The sequence below is a fragment of the Leifsonia sp. 563 genome (genome assembly GCF_040545055.1).
In the GTDB taxonomy this organism is placed as follows: domain Bacteria; phylum Actinomycetota; class Actinomycetes; order Actinomycetales; family Microbacteriaceae; genus Leifsonia.
On sequence record NZ_JBEPLE010000001.1, the window covers coordinates 725,903 to 743,522 of the forward strand.

At 67.6% G+C, this 17,620-nt stretch carries 14 protein-coding genes; 6 read left to right on the top strand and 8 right to left on the bottom strand.

Going from position 1 to position 17,620, the window contains the following annotated elements:
* A complete protein-coding gene (essC, locus tag ABIC47_RS03550; RefSeq protein WP_354477216.1) occupies window positions 1–4,476 on the bottom strand; it encodes a type VII secretion protein EssC in 4,476 nt (1,491 codons plus the stop codon).
* Complete coding sequence (gene essB / locus ABIC47_RS03555; RefSeq protein ID WP_354477219.1) at window positions 4,473–5,606, bottom strand: type VII secretion protein EssB; 1,134 nt, start codon at window positions 5,604–5,606, stop codon at window positions 4,473–4,475. Before essB ends, essC begins: the two co-directional genes overlap by 4 nt.
* Window positions 5,607–5,743: 137 nt before the next feature.
* Here essB and esaA point away from each other — a divergent pair, with 137 nt between their 5' ends.
* Both esaA and ABIC47_RS03565 read left to right on the top strand, forming a co-directional pair.
* Window positions 5,744–8,551, top strand: a complete 2,808-nt coding sequence (gene esaA / locus ABIC47_RS03560) for a type VII secretion protein EsaA (protein WP_354477222.1) — start codon at window positions 5,744–5,746, stop codon at window positions 8,549–8,551.
* Between the two features lie 78 nt (window positions 8,552–8,629).
* The gene (locus tag ABIC47_RS03565) at window positions 8,630–9,271 is read left to right on the top strand and encodes a hypothetical protein (protein WP_354477225.1); all 642 of its coding nucleotides are present in this window, start codon (window positions 8,630–8,632) and stop codon (window positions 9,269–9,271) included.
* Window positions 9,272–9,317: 46 nt separating this feature from the next.
* On the opposite strand, the gene ABIC47_RS03570 is transcribed toward ABIC47_RS03565, so the two are convergent.
* From ABIC47_RS03570 to ABIC47_RS03585, 4 genes are all read right to left on the bottom strand, one after another.
* On the bottom strand, window positions 9,318–9,590 hold the full coding sequence (locus tag ABIC47_RS03570) for an EsaB/YukD family protein (protein ID WP_354477228.1): 273 nt from the start codon (window positions 9,588–9,590) through the stop codon (window positions 9,318–9,320).
* Window positions 9,571–10,134, bottom strand: a complete 564-nt coding sequence (locus tag ABIC47_RS03575; RefSeq protein ID WP_354477231.1) for a hypothetical protein — start codon at window positions 10,132–10,134, stop codon at window positions 9,571–9,573. The genes ABIC47_RS03570 and ABIC47_RS03575 overlap by 20 nt, the downstream gene beginning before the upstream one ends.
* A complete protein-coding gene (locus ABIC47_RS03580) occupies window positions 10,112–10,402 on the bottom strand; it encodes a WXG100 family type VII secretion target (RefSeq protein WP_354477234.1) in 291 nt (96 codons plus the stop codon). Before ABIC47_RS03580 ends, ABIC47_RS03575 begins: the two co-directional genes overlap by 23 nt.
* Window positions 10,403–10,582: 180 nt before the next feature.
* Window positions 10,583–12,604 carry a DEAD/DEAH box helicase gene (locus tag ABIC47_RS03585; RefSeq protein WP_354477236.1) on the bottom strand — a complete coding sequence of 674 codons (2,022 nt, stop codon included), beginning with the start codon at window positions 12,602–12,604 and terminating at the stop codon, window positions 10,583–10,585.
* Window positions 12,605–12,870: 266 nt separating this feature from the next.
* On the opposite strand from ABIC47_RS03585, the gene ABIC47_RS03590 reads away from it, so the two are divergent.
* Both ABIC47_RS03590 and ABIC47_RS03595 read left to right on the top strand, forming a co-directional pair.
* Window positions 12,871–14,439, top strand: coding sequence for a phytoene desaturase family protein (locus ABIC47_RS03590; RefSeq protein ID WP_354477238.1), 1,569 nt, complete (start codon window positions 12,871–12,873; stop codon window positions 14,437–14,439).
* Window positions 14,436–14,882 (top strand): SRPBCC family protein, encoded by a 447-nt coding sequence (locus ABIC47_RS03595; protein WP_020076667.1) that lies wholly within the window; start codon window positions 14,436–14,438, stop codon window positions 14,880–14,882. Before ABIC47_RS03590 ends, ABIC47_RS03595 begins: the two co-directional genes overlap by 4 nt.
* A 37-nt stretch (window positions 14,883–14,919) precedes the next feature.
* Here ABIC47_RS03595 and ABIC47_RS03600 read toward each other — a convergent pair whose 3' ends face one another.
* Complete coding sequence (locus ABIC47_RS03600; RefSeq protein WP_018192313.1) at window positions 14,920–15,351, bottom strand: Hsp20/alpha crystallin family protein; 432 nt, start codon at window positions 15,349–15,351, stop codon at window positions 14,920–14,922.
* A gap of 181 nt (window positions 15,352–15,532) precedes the next feature.
* Between ABIC47_RS03600 and ABIC47_RS03605 the strand changes: the two genes are divergently transcribed.
* Together ABIC47_RS03605 and ABIC47_RS03610 are read left to right on the top strand one after the other, a co-directional pair.
* A complete protein-coding gene (locus ABIC47_RS03605; protein WP_018192314.1) occupies window positions 15,533–16,120 on the top strand; it encodes a Dps family protein in 588 nt (195 codons plus the stop codon).
* A gap of 118 nt (window positions 16,121–16,238) precedes the next feature.
* Window positions 16,239–16,742 carry a GNAT family N-acetyltransferase gene (locus tag ABIC47_RS03610; RefSeq protein ID WP_354477243.1) on the top strand — a complete coding sequence of 168 codons (504 nt, stop codon included), beginning with the start codon at window positions 16,239–16,241 and terminating at the stop codon, window positions 16,740–16,742.
* A gap of 18 nt (window positions 16,743–16,760) precedes the next feature.
* Here ABIC47_RS03610 and ABIC47_RS03615 read toward each other — a convergent pair whose 3' ends face one another.
* Window positions 16,761–17,519: an IclR family transcriptional regulator gene (locus tag ABIC47_RS03615; protein ID WP_089878046.1), complete on the bottom strand. Its 759-nt coding sequence runs from the start codon at window positions 17,517–17,519 to the stop codon at window positions 16,761–16,763.
* Window positions 17,520–17,620: the final 101 nt, after the last annotated feature.

Genomic DNA, 17,620 nt, shown 5'->3' on the forward strand with positions numbered 1-17,620 from the left:
TCATCCTTCGTTCTGCTGGATGGTGGGGATGACGATCTCGGAGAGTTCGTCATCCTTGAGCGAATGGAGCACGTTCTTGCCGGCCGGCTGCCTCCGGGCCGCGAGCGGCAGGTTGTCGACGAACCGCTGCGTTCCCAGGTCGCCACCGAAGAGGAGCTGGTCCACGTTCTCCTTGAGTGTCGCGATCAAGCCGAAATTGCTGTTCACCTTGGAAACGTGGTCCAACAGGATCACCTGGACGTGCTCGCCGCTGGCGCCGAGAAGCTCGGCGAGCTGATCGGTCGGAAACATGAGCTTCTCCAACACATCGGTCATGCCGTTGATCAGGATGCAGCTCGGCGTCCGCGTTCCGATCTCGGTCAGATCCGTCAGCGCCTTTTTGACCGCCTCGGCATGACTCTTCAGTGCCGCCTTTCCGATGTAGAGGCATTCGGTAGCTCCGAGAAGCGGCCTGAGCGTGTCATGAGCGTCGATGACGACAAGGTGTTCGCTGGCGATCGCATCCAGCAGACCTTCGATCAGGAACGGATACGTTGACGCCGCTTGCTTCCCTGTCGCAGGGAAGATGGCCAACGCTTTACCGACAAACAGGTCGAAGCTCTCCGGCAGGGCACTGCTCTTGTTCAACCCGAGGAAGAGCTTGTTCTGGGACGCCCCGCGGGATACCCGGCTTCCGAACGCCTCCACCGTCAGCTCCTGCGGCACCATCGGGATCCGCTCCGGGCGCGCGCCCGTCCACGCTTCGCCGATGGCGGCGACCTCCTTCTCCAGGGTGTCCAGAACGGCCGCATCGTCCGCTCCGTCGCAGGGCAGGAAGATCTGGATCGCGGTCGGAGTCTCGAGATGGAGCTGGCCGCGGCCGAGGATCTCGGCCTGCATGACCCGATCACGACCGAAGAGGGCCGCGACGTCCGCCTCATCGTTCAGATAGAGGGCGATCGAGGTCGGGATGTTGCTGGTCATGTTCATGCGCATCGAGTTCGCGCGGTTCGCCGTGAGCACCAGGTACACGCCGAGTGCCGCGCCCTCTCGCAGGACCTGGATGAGCTGGGCGTCGATCGCCTCCTTCCGCTTGTCCTGGGCGAGGCCGTCGTAGCCGTCGAGGACGTTCAGCAGGGTCGGGAGCGACTGGCCGGTCTTGACCGTGTACTGAGCGAGGGTTGCCACGCCGACGCTGCGGAGGAGGCTCTTCCGGTCGGCCAGCACGCCGGCGATCCGCTCCATGGCCTTCTGGAACTTCTCCTCTTCCTCCAACGTCACGATGTCTGCGACATGCGGAAGGGGCGCCAACGGGAGCAGTCCGTTGTTTCCGAGGTCCAACAGCATGAACTGAATCTGCTCGGGAGTGTTCTGCCGGGCCAGATTCATCACGAGCGTCTGGAGCAGCGTCGAGGCGCCGTAGCCCGGGCTGGCGAAGACGGCCGTGTGCCCGGCCTCAGCGAGGCTGAAGCGGTACACCTCCTGCGCCTGCTTGCTGGGGATGTCGAGCAGACCGAGCGGGACGCCCGGCTCCGAGTCAACGGGAGGCGACGGGATCCGGCTCCCCAAGGGCGGCAGCCACGGCTTCTCCGGGAGGACCGCCCCTGACTCCGCGGCGAGCGCCGCCAGATGCTCGACGACCGCGTCGAGCTCGCTCACCTTCTCCTTCCGGGCCTCCTGTGCCGCCTCGTCGCCGGACAGATCGCGGGTCCACAGCTCGTACTGACCGAAGTCGTTGATCAGGTAGATACGCTCATCGACCGTCTTCTTCTCGGTCTTGCCCGGGTCGTAGTCGGCTCCCGACCAGGCCGACTGGAACAGCTCGTAGATCTCGTTGTTGCCGACCTGGAGATAGGCGCGTCCCGGCTCGACGATGCCGGCCGCGTCGGGGGTCTTGATAATCTCCTGCGAGTCGGAGACGTCGGCCACCTTGAGCGCGAGCTTGAAGCGGCTGTTCGACCAGATCTGGTCGTTCACGACTCCGCTGGGCTTCTGAGTCGCGAGGATCAGGTGGACGCCGAGGGATCGGCCGATACGGGCCGTCGACACCAGCTCTTCCATGAACTCCGGCTGGTTGGCCTTGAGCTCGGCGAACTCATCGGAGATCAGGAAGAGATGCGGCATCGGCAGAGCCGGATACTTCGCCCCGATCTCGCGGTCGTCGGAGTTCTTTCCGAGCTTGTACAGCCGGGTGTACCCATTGATGTGGTTGACGTCGAACTGCGCGAAGAGCCGCTGGCGCTTCTGGAGCTCGGCGCGGATGGAGGCGAGCGCGCGAGCGGAGGCCGCGCCATCGAGGTTGGTGATCGACCCGAGAAGGTGGGGCAGCCGCGCGAAGAGGTTGGCCATCCCGCCGCCCTTGAAGTCAATGGGGAGGAAGCCGACGTCCTCCGGCGCGAAGTTCACGGCGAGAGACAGGATGTACGACTGGACGATCTCGGACTTGCCGGAGCCGGTCGTACCCGCCACGAGTCCATGCGGTCCGTGCGCGCGCTCGTGGAGATTCAGCTCGACGAGGTCGTCCTTCCCGCGCAGACCGAGCGGGACGGCGAGCGTCTTGGAGGTGTCCGCACCTGCCCACCGCTGGGCGACGCCCAGGTCGTCTACGTGCTTGACGTCGTACATCTCCAAGAAGGTGACGGCCTTCGGGATGGCGTTCTTCTCGACCTCCACGTGAGTGAGGTTCGCGAGCCTGCGCAGCGCCAGGTCGCGGTCGGGCGGAGTCGGATACGGCACGAAATCGCGGGCGACGTAGACGCGGTCGTCGTTCACGAGCACGCCGGCGCTCCGGTTGCGGTACTCGACGAGCGCGGACACCGTCTCGGGAAGCTGCTTGCGGTCCTCCCGGCACCAGATGACCGTGACGCCCAGCTCCGTCATGTCCTCGGCGAGGAACTCGTTGATGCCATGCCCGGCGAGGTAGGAGTCGTCGAGGATCGACAGCACGTAATGCGGGGAGAAGACCGGCTTCTCCCGGCCCGCCTGTGTCAGCGCCTGCCGTCGCTTGCTGAGGATCTGCGTGAAGCTGTTCAGGATCATGTCCCGTGTCTTCGCGTTGTGGACGAGCCCGCGGACATTGAGGCCCTGCATCGTGAAGTGCGGAAGAAAGCGCCACGGGTGCCAGTTCTCGCGATACGACTTGCCCGGAACCAGGGCGATGAAGTTGACGTCGCGATAGGACTGGAAGACGGCGAGCTGGAGCAGAAGGTTCGCCGCGGCGGTACGCACGGCGTCATCCGTGCCGACCAGCCCGAGCGTCTGCGTTCGGAGGCTCAGCGTGATCGGGACGTTCTGCTGCGTCGAGAACCGGTCGACCAGCTCGGCCACCCGTCGAGTGTCCGCGTCGTCATCTCTCTCGTTGGCGTCCGAGGTGACCGTCAAGGACGACGGAGCGTCTCCTGTCCCCAGCGAGACGTCCAGGAAGTCCTTGTTGTTGGGAAGCCGTTCATAGATCCGCGGGCCGTAGGCGGTCACCATGCGCACCAGCGCCTCGGGACCGGGCGCGTTGTAGTCACGGACGCTCTTCTCCTGCTCGCAGAGACGCGTCAGCGACGCCGTGACGTTGACGAGGTAACGCTCGTAGTCGTCCCGTCGAGCGTCGTCCTCCTTCCGGCGCTCACGCCGATCTGCCACGAACTGGGAGACGGTGAACGCGGCGGTCAGCAGGCTCAGAATGGCCATGCCGAGCATCATCAGCGGATTGCGCCCGGACAGCACGGTGGTGGCCACGCCGACGGCGACCATTCCCAGCGGCGGGAGAAGGGCCTTCAGGATGCTGTTCTTGTCGGGCTTCTGAGCCGGCGCGATCTTGTGCACCTGCACTTTGTCGCTCGGGACCTCCAGGGTGATCCTGGGGCTCCGACGATAGTCGGGGAAGTCGGGCGGGAACTCGTCGTGCTGCTCCTGTTCGAGGAACGTGCTCCGGTCCAGCTCCGTGCCGTCGGCGAAGGTGGTCACCCTCCACTGCGCCGCACGCCTCTCGACGAGGTAGTCCGCAGTCAGGACGCGGTCGCCCACGGCGGCCGCGTGGATGATCTCACGCTCGTCCGCCCGCCGCTCGTTCACGTAGAGGAAGTCACTGCCCGTGCGAGCGATGACGGTATCGCCGTGGATGGCGACCATGGTGTCACCCGGGGTCCTGATGCTCGCGCTGTCGGAGCCGCCGATGAGGAAATGGTCGTCGGGATCGAACACCAGGTGTGTCGATTCCGCTCGACGAGCATCCACGACGAGGAGCACGTGGTCGTTGCACTCAGTGAGGCCCGCGGGCACGGCGGCGCCATTGATGAACAGGCGATCGTTGACGACCCCGAGGGTGAGATCGTCGAAGACGGCGGACGGTCGCTCCTCGGTGAGGGGGATCGTCACGAGTTCCGCGTCGAGCACATACACGGAGAACAACACGGATCCGGCGATCAACCGGTCGTCGCGGAGCCCACCGCCGGAGGGTCCAGTCGCCGAGAGCGCGAAGAAGTCGGTGCCGGGACCCGCGCTCATCGGGTCGCTCCGAGCCGTGCGGTCAGCTCTTCGATCTTCTTGGCGTACTCGTCGAGCAGCTTCTGCTTGCGCGCACCCTCCATCGACGTGTCGAGCTTGGTCGCCTCGTAGAGGTCGGTGTACGCGAGCAGGGTCAGCTGGTCGTCACCGAGGTTCTGGGCGAGGTTGAGCGCCGTATCCAAGTCTCCTCGTGCGAGGTGGATCCAGTAGTCGAGCGTGTTGTCGTCCGTCTTCGTGGAGATGTTGTTGAGCACGGTCTGCTTCTGAACGGCCGTCAGTTTCGTCAGCTTGATCGAGCTCACGGCCAGGACGTAGCGCGCCGACTTCGGCAGATCGCTCGGGCCGTACTCCTGAAGGTCCTTCAGCGTCTGCGCATAGTCGCTGGTCAGGAAGTCGGACTGGGCCGTGATGATCGCTTCCTGCCGCGGCTGAGCCACCACGACGGATTGGTACGCCCACCATCCCGACACCGAGGCGGCCACGACGGCGACTGCTGCGAGCACCGTCGTGAGCCGGTAGCGGAGCTTCCGAACCGACACGGTCTCGCGCGCCGCTCTCGAGGCCTCCTCCGCCACTTCCCGGTCGACGAACGCAGCGATGTCGTCCACGGTCGGGAAGGAGGCGATCCGCTTGCTGAAGTCGTCCTTCAGAGTCGCCGTGCCATCGATGAGCTTCTCGAACGGCAGACGCGGATGCAGGATGCTCAGCACGAGCGCCTTGTATCCCTTCAGGAACAGCGCGTCGTCGAAGGCCATCGGCGCGAGGATCCCGACGAGGCCGCTGTGCGTCACGGAGACGCCTGCCCCCGTGATCACGATGTTCTCGGGGTGGAGGAAGGGAATTCGGAACTTGCCGGCCAGTGGCCGCAAAGCGGCCACCTTCTGAGCGGTCTGCAGCTTCTCGAGCCGGGTGCGAGCCGCCGAAGCCGCTTGGCGGAGGGTGCGCGCGGCCGCCGGAACGCGATAGGTCAAGACGGCTTGGAACTGCTCGGGAACCTCCTCCGCGAGCGTGACATGGTGACGAATGATGTCGATGGAATCCATGCGTATCTGCGCACCGGCCAGCAGTACCCGGACCGTCTCTCCGGTGCGTTCGAACTCCAACGTCTCGCGCCCATCGAAAACCCTCATACCTACCCACTTCGTCGCGGTGCCCGTGCACCTGATCTGCCGTACGCTCAGAAGTAACAGTACAGACATATAACAGGTCATAACCTGATAAGGTCACATCCTGCTCGTCTTCGAGACCGAATTCATGGGGGATCGACATGCTCAAGAAGGTTCTGATCAGCATCGGCACCGTGGCCTCGGCGCTCCTCCTCGCCGCGTCGACGAACGTGCTCAGCGCAGCCACGGCGGCCGCCCCTGCGGACCGGCAGACGATCGCACTGGTGAACGAGGACGAACCCGCGACCTTCAACGGCACCACTTACCTGTTCGGCAAAGAGTTCGTCAGCCTCGTCTCGAACGCCGATCAGAACAACTGGCAGGTCGTCTCACGAAGCGTCGCGGAGAGAGCATTCACCGATGAGACGGTGAGCGCTGTCGTCGTGCTTCCGAGGACCTTCTCGCATGACCTGCTGACCCTGCAGGACCTGAATCCGGTCAAGGCGACCATCGACTACCGCGTCGTCGGCGACGACGAGCTCTCCCGGGAGCGGCTCGAAAGCCGGATGTTCACCATCATCCGCGACTTCAACTCCCGGATCGTGCAGATGTACTTCGCGAGCGTCGCCTCGAACATCTCCGGGGCCCAGGTCAACATGGAGTCCGTCGTCTCCAGCCAGACTGCGCTCCTGGACAGTGTCTCCAACACGCTGCGCCCCGACCTCGAGAAGACGGCGAAGAGCTACGACGGCAGCATCGACATGGCGACGGTGCTGCGCGGACTCAACAGCGCGTGGGTGTCGGCGCAGAACGGATTCACCACGAACACGACGGACACGCTGACGTCCGTCAGCGACTCCCTGGGTCGGCAGCAGCCGTCGCTCTCCGAGTACTTCCGCCAGCAGGAACAGATCGCGAAGACGAACGTGGCGAACGGCAACACCGCCCTCAGCGATCAGAGCGCATCCGACAAGAGCTACTACGACCAGGCGTTCGCGGACCACATCGACGGGTTGTTCTCCGGCGCGGACGGCTGGAGCGGATTGGACGGCTTCTCATCGACGGACGCTTCGGGCACGCACGCCGGGCTGCTCGCGTCGCTCAAGGAGACGGTGCAGAAGTATGACGGGATGGCCAACTCTGTCAACGGGCGCGTGGAAGTAGTCAAAGAGTCGCTCAAACATCAGGAGGACGCACTCGCCAGGTCCCGCGACGACCTCATGAGCTTGGAGACCCGCCTCCTTTCCGAGTACTTCGGCATCACGATGCCGATCACAGACAGCAACTACACCGTCAACAAGGCCGAATTGACGCACGAGCTCGCAAGGAAGGCACTCGCTCAGAAGCTGTCGAACACGTTCAGCGGAAGCGGCGCCGCTGCAGCGACCGTGGAACGCTACAAGCAGAAGATCGACCAGCTCGTCGCCCTCATTCCGACCGATCCCGCCCAGTACACCGAGCTGTTCAGCGCGCTCAAGGCCGCACACAACGAGTTCGAGCCCCAGCCGTACATCAGCCAGCTCGGCCTCATCCAGCACTATGCGAGGGAGAACCCGACCGGTGCTGCCGCGCCACAGCTGAATGTGGTCTCCACGCCAGCAGAGCCCGCGGAGCAGTCGGTCACCAAGACGCTGCCCGTCACGGTTCCCGCCGGATCGCGTTACGCGGTGAGGGTCGACCTCCCCGAGACGCTTGAGGCCTCCCGCATGACGGTCGGCCTCGGAACTGTCGCCCCCGCCTGCGCGGACGCGACGCCGAACTGCGTGACGGTCGATCAGGCAACCGGCAGGGCGACCCTCGACAACAGCGAGGGAACTGCCGCGCTCACCGCGAGCCTGACCTACACGATCGACCTGGAGGATGTCGCCGGCAGCGCCACCCTGTCGTACACGGCGCAGGACACCACGGCAGCAGAGCCCGCGCCGCCCACGAGCCTCGGGACGGATGTCTACGTCCTCGTCCCCGCCGATGCCGCCGAGAACGGGATCGCGGGCGACGATTTCGTCGCCATCACCGAGTACCTGGGCAACATCCGGACCGCGGCGAACCTCCTCCAGTTCCTCTACGGTGCGCCTGACGACACCCTCGAGAGCTTCACGAGCGCGGTGGGAGCCACCGGGATCGTCGCCGCTCACAGCGAGGAATCCGTCTCCAAGCGGTACGGCACCATCGACGCCGTCGACATCGAGAAGTACCTCAGCGACGTGGACGTGGACAACTTCCAGGCACTCGGCCAGGACAACATCGCTGCGATCATCAAGCAGATCGGCGCCGTCAAAGGGCAACTGGCCTCCACCTCCGACAACGTCGCGACTCTGAACGGGCTCAGCGTGCCCGAGGGCTACTTCTCGGGATCTGTGCAGGCCCTCGAGCAGTGGTTCGCCGCAGCGATCACCAGCGTCAACGCTGCTCCGGCTCTCTGGGAAGCGAAGTCCAACACGGTGATCCAGCTGAAGACGACCGCCTGGAACGACCAGGATCCGGGCCTCTCCGAGCTGTATCTCGACCAGAAGACGGGGCCAGCGCTCTACGAGACCCTCTCGCAACTGGTGACCACGACGAGTGCGAATGCCAAGAACGTCGCGGCCAGCGCGCGGATCATCACAGACAACTCGGCCGACTTCGACGAGCTCGTCTCCAGCGTTCAGAAAACGCAGACCGAGACTCAGGCGGTCCTCGATGCGATGAGCGGAACCATCTCGACCGGCAGCTCCGCCCTGGCGACGAGCAGCGACTACAGCGAGCGGTTCTCGACCGTGCTCGCCAACACGCGCGCAAACGGCTCCGATCCTGCGAAGATCTACGACTCGTTCGCGAATCCCATCACGACCACGAACAGCACCCCCAAGGCGGCGACATCCGCACCGGCATTCGATTACACGTGGATCCCCGTCTTCCTCGCGGGCTCCTTGATCGGGGGCCTGCTGACGGTGCTGAATTCGTGGCGCCGCAAGCGAGCGCGCGGCTGATCGTCGGCTCGCACTCCCACCGATTGTCGGTTCTCGTGCCCGAAGGCAGGATGGGAGCAACGAGTCGAGGGGAGTCCGTTGTTCTCCATTGAGCCGATTCCTGGCAATCCGTGGCCGCACGACATGATGATCAGGGTCGATGACGATCTGCAGTCACTGCTGGAACTGCTGTGGGTACGCGAGGCGTGGCAGCTTCAGCCGGTCGGTGACGATCTCCCGCCCGCGCTCGTCGACACACCCACCGCCGTGGCTCCCGCCGTGAGGAGGTCTGCACCGACCTCGGAATGGGAGGCTGCCTGGACGCACGTCTGGGAGGAGGCGCTGCAGCACGCGGGGACCACTCCCAGCCCCGACATCTTCGAGCGTCTGCAAGCGACTCCGAACGGCTCGCCCGATCGTGCGCGCCTGTTGCGGGAACTCGTCGGCCCCTCGTGGCGCGAGGAGATCGGCGACGACGCGTTCACCGAGGGAGCGGAGCAGTGGATGCAGGCTCAGTTCGAACGGCGAGCACGTCGGTCGCCGGCAGGGCTGGAGGCGCAGCCGGAACGCCTCTCGCTCGAGGCGCTGATCGAAGCCTGGAAGTGCGGTTTGACCACGGTGGTGCAGATTCCCTGTCGGGGCGCCTTCACCCGGCGCATCGGCCCGCACGCGATCCTCGTCACCGCCGGAACTCGTGCCGATCCCGAGCGCTACGCAGAGGCGCTGCGGATGTTCTGCTGAGGGTGAGCCCGGACGATGTCCGCTTTCTCCGCTACCGGGATTCGCGCTACGAGCTCGGGGAGGTCGCCGGCGAACGCGTGACCACCGCCAGAACGTCCCCGTCGCCGATCGGGAAGTCGCCGACGACGTCGTAGGGGCCGAGGCGCAGCGGTTTGTCCTTCACCGCGAGATGCCAATCGCTCGGCATGACGATGCCGTGCTCGTCGAGCACGGTGCTGATCAGCTGCGTCAGCCGCGTCAACGTGACGGCGGCAGGCACCCGGAGGTCGAGCTGTTGAGAATTGAAGTCGATGCTGACGTCAATGTGCCGATCGGCCATGAGTCCTCCGTCGTCTCGACGCGGTCTTCCAGCCGATGAACGCCACCAGCAGGGTCAGGGGAAGGGCCGCGACGATCATCAGCGTGTACCAGAGGTCCGCGCTCTGAGAGGAACCGTCGATCGTCGTCGCGGGGAGGTCGTGTGGGGCGTAGCTCTCGAACAGCTGCGCTCGAGCGCCCGAGTAGTCCCGCAGGAAGAGCGGGTTCGCGTGCTGGGCGAAGTCCGTCGACTCGATCACGTGGGGGATGGACGCCTCTGTGAGTTCTCGGGAGGCGGCGCGCTCGTTCATCGGCGCCAGGAAGAGCTCAGCGCGCACCGGGAAGTCGATCGATCCCCCGGCACTCACGCCGTCGTTGGTGATGACCTCGGGAAGCAACTGCAGGCTGCCGTCGCCACCCGGGCCGACGCCGGGGTCGGATCCCGTGTCGGCCCAGGCCGCCGCGCCCGCGGGGAAAACCAGGCTGAGACCCATCGTGAGGGCCAGCCCGGCCACCCCCGCGCGGCGGCGGGCGACGCCGGCGTCAGAAGCCGAAGCTCTGCGCATCCTGAGCATCGCGCTCGGCAACGGTGTCGGCGTAGGCGACCAGCTGCTCCTTGATGCTCTGGAGCAGCTGCTCGAACTGCTGCACGCTCTTGGAGAGCTGATCGTACTGGTTGAGGTACGCGTCGAACGCCGCACCCTTCCACTCTTCGGCGATGGTGCCGTTCATGCTGTTGACCTTCTGAACCGCGGCTTGGATCTCGTCCTTCGCGGTGATGTACACCTGCGCCTGAGCCTTGAGTTCATCCGGGGTGACACTGATAACGGCCACGAGGACCACCTTTCATTGAAATACACGTTCCAACGCAACATATCACACGCGGGATGAAGGTAGCCCGGATCGATGCCCGCGCCTGTCCGCAATGGCCGTCCGGGTCGTTAACGGACTCCGCCCACCGCCGGCTCCACGAATTCGTGGAGTCGACGGTGGGCGGAGAGCAGCCCGCGCGGGTTACTGCGCGAGGGTGAGGAGCACGTCGTCGCCGGGGGCGGCCGGGACGAAGTCGGCCTCGATCTCGGCGCGGCCGAGAAGGTCGTTCATGCGGCGCTGGCGGTGCTTCGGGATGAGGGTGACGACCGTGCCCTGCTTACCGGCGCGGCCGGTGCGGCCCGAACGGTGCAGGTACGTCTTGTACTCGTCCGGAGCGTCGGCCTGGATGACCAGGTCGATGTCGTCGACGTGGATGCCGCGGGCGGCCACATCCGTCGCCACCAGCACGTTCACGCGGCCGCTGGTGAGCTGCGCGAGGTTGCGGGTGCGGCGGGACTGGTTCAGGTCGCCGTGGAGGCTGACGGCGGGGATGCCGGCGTCCTCCAGCTGCTCGGCCAGCATCTCGGCGAACGCACGGGTCCGGGCGAAGACGAGGGTCTTGCCGTCGCGGTCCGCGAGCTGCTCGATGATGGCGCCCTTGTCGCGGTGCTCGATCACGAGCACGCGGTGGTCGATGGTCGAGGACGCCTGGTCCTCGCCCGCCACCTCGTGCACGGCCGGGTTCACGAGGAACTCGTCCACGAGCTGCGCCACACCCGAGTCGAGCGTTGCGGAGAAGAGCAGCTTCTGGCCGCCCTCGGCCGTGTGACGCAGGATGCGCTGGACCGGCTCGAGGAAGCCGAGGTCGCACATGTGGTCGGCCTCGTCGAGGACGGTGATCTGCACCTCGCTGAGGTCCAGACGGCCCTGCTCGACCAGGTCCTCGATGCGGCCCGGTGTGCCGATGACGATGTCGACACCGCGCTGGAGCGCGCCCACCTGACGACCCTGCGGCACGCCGCCGTAGATCTGGGTGGTGAAGAGGCCGACGCTGCGCGCGATGGGCTGCACGGTGCGGTCGATCTGCAGCGCCAGCTCACGCGTGGGAGCCAGGATGAGGGCGCGCGGGGCGCGGCCGAGCTGACGCTTGCCGCCGGCCTTGCCGGAGTCGGCCCACAGCTGCATGAGGCGCTCGGCGAGCGGTGCGCCGAAGGCGATGGTCTTGCCGGAGCCGGTGCGGCCTCGGCCCAGCACGTCCTTGCCGGCGAGGACATCGGGCAGCGTCGCAGCCTGGATCGGGAACGGCTTGTCGGCTCCCAGCTCGGCGAGGGCACGGACGATGTTGCCGCCGAGGCCCAGGTCGGCGAAGGTCACGCCGTCGACGTCCTCGGCCTGAATGGCCTCCGCCTCGAGACGCTCGAGCACGACGTCATCGGTCGGTGTGAAGGCCGGCTTCTCGTCGCGCGACGGGTAGAAGTCCGAGTCGCGGCGCGGACGCTCGGTGCGGTCGTCGAACTGACGGCGCGGACGCTCAGTGCGGTCGCCGAAGTCTCGACGCGGACGGTCGTCGTACTCGCGACGCGGACGCTCGGTGCGGTCGTCGAACTGACGACGCGGACGCTCGGCGCGGTCGCCGAAGTCGCGACGCGGACGGTCGTCGTACTCACGACGCGGACGCTCGGTCCGGTCACCGAAGTCGCGACGCGGACGCTCAGCGCGGTCGTCGTACTCACGACGCGGACGCTCAGTCCGGTCACCGAAGTCACGACGCGGACGCTCTGCGCGGTCACCGAAGTCGCGACGCGGACGCTCAGTCCGGTCACCGAAGTCACGACGCGGACGCTCGGTCCGGTCACCGAAGTCACGACGCGGACGGTCCGCGCGGTCGTCGAAGCTGCGGCGGGGACGGTCGTCGCCGTCGCGGCGGGGGCGGTCCTGACGCGGCGCGCGCTCCTCCCACACCCGCTCGGTGCGGCGGGCGTCCTTGCCGCGAGGCTCCCAGTTGGGGCGCTCGGTGCGGCCGCGGCCGGCGCTGTCGTCGCGGGTTCCGTACGTCGAGCGGCCGCGCGCGGCACGCTCGTCGGCGCTCCAGCGGGCCTTCTTGCCGGACGCCGGCTCCTCCGCGCGGTAGCCGCGGTGCTTGGGGCTCGGGTTGCTGCTGCTCTTGGGCGCTCCGCCGCGGGACGGCTTCTGCGATCGTCGGTCGTTGTTGTATCCGGGCATGGATGTTCTTCCTGGGTTCATGTCGAGTGCTCGGCGGCACGCCGCAGCGCACCGAATGATTCCCGGGCGAACTGTGTCCGGGGCCGTTCACGATTGTGTGATCCATACCGCCGATCGGGTACGGAACCGGCCCACTTGACTGACAAACCCATCCGCGCAGATCGCGCAGTGTCAAGAGCCGACCTCCCCACGATAGTGCATGGATCCTGGGAACGGACTGCTGATCCCTCTCCGTCTGCGCCGAGGTGCGGGGTATACAGGGAGGTATGAGCGCTCCCTCCGCGAACACGCCCCCGGGGAACCGGCCTGCAGCGGGCAAGCTCGACGCCGTCGTGATCGGGTCGGGCCCGAACGGTCTCTCCGCCGCCGTCACGCTCGCGCGCGCCGGTCTGTCGGTGCGGGTGTACGAGCGCAACGCGACGGTGGGCGGCGGCCTGCGGACCGAGGAGCTCACCCTTCCCGGCTTCCGGCACGACGTCTGCTCGGCCGTCCATCCGCTGGCTTTCGCATCCGGCTTCTTCCGCAGATTCGGTCTGGAGAAGCGCGTGCCGTTCGTCGTGCCGACCGCGTCATACGGCAATCCGCTTCCTGGGGGCCGGGTCGCGATGGCGTACCTCGACCTCGAACGCACGGTGGATGCGCTGGGCGTCGACGGCCCCGCCTGGCGCGCCCTGCTCGGACCGCTGGTCGAACACGCGGACGCCGTGGCCCAGTTCACCGGTTCGCAGCTGCTGCAGGTGCCACGGCATCCCTTCGTCGCCGCCCGGTTCGGGCTGGCCGCCATCGCTCAGGGCGGCCCGTGGTGGGACCTGCCGTTCCGGACCGAGGCGCCGGGCGCTCTGCTCTCCGGCGTCTTCGCCCACACGACCGTCCCCCTGCCGAGCGTCGCAGGAGCGGCCGCCGGAATGACGCTGGCGACCTACGCGCACGCACGCGGCTGGCCTATCCCGGTCGGCGGCAGCCAGGCGATCGCGGATGCGATGGTCGCCGACATCGTCGCTCACGGTGGCGAGGTCGTCACCGACACCCCCGTCGAGTCTCTCGCCGAGCTGCCCGACTCACGGATCGTCGTCTTCGACACGCACGTGAAGCACGCCGCGCAGCTGGCCGCGGACCTCTTGCCCAGCGGCTACCTGCGGCGCATCTCCCGGTTCCGCGACGGCAACGGCCTGTTCAAGGCCGACTTCGCGCTCTCCGGCCCGGTGCCGTGGACGAATCCGGACCTGTACGAGACCGCAACCGTGCACCTGGGTGGATCGCGCGCCGAGGCGGCTCGCGCCGAGAACGCCGTCGCCGCCGGGCGGCACAGCGACGCACCGTACGTTTTGGTCTCCCAGCCCTCCCTGTTCGACGGGACGCGGGCGCCGGCGGGCAAGCACGTCCTGTGGACGTACACGCACGTCCCGCGCGGTTCGACCGAGGATCAGACGGAGGCGATCATCCGGCGCATCGAGGAGTTCGCTCCCGGCTTCCGCGACCTCATCATCGGGACGGCGACCAAGAACGCCGCGCAGATGGAGCAGCACGACCCGAACTACATCGGCGGCGACATCTCGGCGGGCGCGCCGGACTTCGGTCAGCTGGTGGCCCGCCCCGTCCTCTCCACCGACCCGTGGCGGATGCCGGGTCGCGGGCTGTACCTCGCGTCGTCGTCCGCGGCACCCGGTCCCGGCGTGCACGGGCTCGGCGGCTACTACGCGGCGCGCAGCGCCCTGCGTCACGAGTTCGGCTTCACCCGGATGCCGGACCTGGCGCCGGGGCCCGACCAGACGATCGCCCGGCCCGTCGCCGCGCTGCCCGACCCCGTCCATCCCCACGAGCTTCCGGAGCAGTGAACATGTCTGTCAACGTCCGCCGTATGGCCTGCACGCCCGAGCAGGTCTTCGCCGTCCTCGCCGACCCCTGGGTCTATCCGACCTGGGTCGTCGGCGCCTCGCGACTTCGCGCCGCCGACAGCCGGTACCCGGCCGTCGGATCCCGTCTCCATCACTCCATCGGCGTCTGGCCGCTCGTCCTGAACGACGAGACGCGCATCGACGAGTGGGACCCGCCGCGCCGGATGGTGCTCGAGGCGAAGACACGGCCGTTCGGCTCCGAGCGGGTGATCATCGACGTGAAGCCCCGCGCAGGCGGCTGCGTCGTGCGGATGGAGGAGTTCCCGTACTCCGGTCCGGTGACCCGCATCCCGGACGTGCTGGCGGACAGCATGCTGCACGTGCGCAATGCGGAGACGCTGCGTCGCCTGGAGTGGGTTGCGCGAGGGCGCGCCGCCCAGTGACGACGCGCCCTCCGCTCGTGCGCTGAGACCGGCTCGATCAGCCGGCCGACACCGCCTTCGTCTCGCTGGAGCCCGACGACTCCACCGCGATCTTCCGCGGCTTCGCCCGCTCGGCCACCGGGATGATGACGCTGAGCACACCGTTGTCGTACGACGCGGTGATGCCGTCGGGATCGACGTCGTCGCCGATCGTGAACTGACGCATGTACGCGCCGTACGGGCGCTCCTGGGCGAGCCAGCGGGCGCCGTCGCGGTCGGCCGCACTGCGGACCGCCCGGATGGTGAGCAGGTGCCCGTCGACGTCGACGTCGACCGACGCGGGATCGGCGCCGGGGAGGTCGGCGTTCAGGATGTAGCGCTCACCCTCTCGGAACAGGTCCACCGGCATGATGCGCGGCTGGCGGCTGGTGTCGAAGATGCTCTGCGCGATCCGGTCCAGCTGGGAGAAAGGATCGAACGACATGGCCATTGGATGTACCCCTTTCTTCTGGATCACCTGATGAGAGGCCCTTTGCACTCTCTTTTCGACCACAGATTTTAGCACTCACGCCCGGAGAGTGCCAAGGGGTTCGCAACCACGTCAACCCGCTTCCCGAACCGTCGGCGACGGCCTACCGTCAGCGTCGTCCATCGAACGGAAGGGACCCATCGTGGCCGCAAGCCAGACCAAGACGAGCACCAAGAGCACCGCCAAGAAGACCGCGCCGAAGACCGCCTCCGTACGTCGTACGGCCGCCGTCGGCGTCGCCCCGACCCGCCGCGAGCACGCCGAGCACGGCTTCGTCGCCTCCGCCGAACTCGCGCAGAACCTCCAGCGCGTGCACGTCGACCTGATCGAGCTGCACCTGCAGGGCAAGCAGGCGCACTGGAACGTCGTCGGACGCAACTTCCGCGACCTCCACCTCCAGCTCGACGAGATCGTCGAAGCCGCGCGCGAGTTCAGCGACGACGTCGCAGAGCGCCTCCGCGCCCTCCACGCGACCCCCGACGGCCGCAGCGCGACCGTCGCCGAGCAGACCAGCCTGCCCGAGTTCCCCAACGGCGAGGTCGACACCACCGAGACGGTCGACCTGATCACCGAGCGCCTCGAGGCGGTCGTCCGCACCATGCGCGACGTGCACGACGACGTGGATGAGGAGGACCCGACCTCTGCGGACCTGCTGCACGCGATCATCGAGCGGCTCGAGCAGTACGCCTGGATGGTCAGCGCCGAGAACCGGACGCCCAGCCGGGCCTGACGCCGGGTTCACGCGGTGGGGCGGGCCGGCGGCGGGAAGCCGTCGGCCCGCTTCCGTTCGCGCATCCCCGAGCGGCTGGGGAAACACGGGCGACACACGCCGCAGCTAGCATCGACGCATGCCGATCGAGATCCGCCCCGAACCGGCCCGGCAGCCGGAGGTCGAGGAGCTGCTGCGCTTGAGCGACGAGTTCGCTTTCGCGCTGTACCCGGCCGAGAGCTGCTACCTGCTGGATGTGTCCGAACTCGAGCGCCCGGGCGTCACCGTGTTCGTCGCACGGGTCGACGGGCGTGCGCTGGGCATCGCCGCCCTGGTGGCCGACGGCACCGGGGACGCAGGCGGTTCCGAGGATGCCGCCCTCCCCCGCGCCGAGCTCAAGCGCATGTTCGTGCACGAGGACGCCCGCGGTCAGGGCCTCGCCCGCCGTCTGCTCGGCGCGATCGAGTCCGCCGCCGAGGAGGCAGGCATCGTCGAGCTGCGACTGGAGACCGGTCCGCTGCAGCACGCGGCGATCGCACTGTACGAGCGCTCGGGCTACGTGCGCATCCCGAACTTCGGGGCGTACGCCGACGATCCGTGGTCGGTCTGCTACGCCAAGTCGCTCGCCGTTCCCACACGCTAGCCGCCGCGCCGGCCGGCGTCAGCTCCCGCGGATGCGCCGGGACAGCTCGGCGGCGGCTTCGCGCACCCGGGCGGCGAGCGCATCCCACCCCTCCGGCGGGACGTTGTCGCGTGGAAAGGTGACCGCGATGCCCGCGGCGGGCCAGCCCGCATGGTCGCGCACGGAGACCGCGACGGAGGCGAAACCCGGGGTGACATCGCCGTCCTCGGTGGCGTAGCCGCGCTCGCGGGCCTCCGTCACGACACGGCGCAGCTCGGCGTAGGAGTGCGGGCCGGAGCCTGTGCGGTCCTCGAACGCGCCGGAATCCGGATAGAGCGCCCGGAGCTGCTCACGCGGCAGAGTCGCGAGAAGCGCGCGTCCGCTCGCCGTCAGGTGAGCCGGAAGACGCACCCCCACGTCCGTCACCAGCCGCGGCCGCCGGGGCGCACGCTCCTCCACGATGTAGACGACGTCGCGACCATGGAGCACGGCGACGTGCCCGGACTCGCCGATCGCATCCACCAGCGCCGCCACGATCGGCCGGCCGAGCCGGCTCAGCGGCTGCTGACGGGAGAACGCGCTCGACAGCTCGTAGGCGGCGACGCCCAACCCGTACCGGCGCGCCTCGGGGAAGTGCAGCACGAAACCGTGCTCGGTCAGCACGGCGAGCAGGTGGTAGACGGTCGAGCGGGGCAACCCGAGGGCGGAGGCGATGGCGGCTGCAGGGGCCGGGCCGCGCTGGGCTCCGAGGTAGGCGAGGACGCGGAGGGTGTTCTCCGCCGCGGGGACCTTGCTCACCGCATCCACCTCCCCTCGCGCCGGTAGCCGCGCCCGTGTCTGGGATCCCGGACACCGAGCAGCCTACAGCCGGCGCGCTCACGACTGCGCGGCGCGAGGAT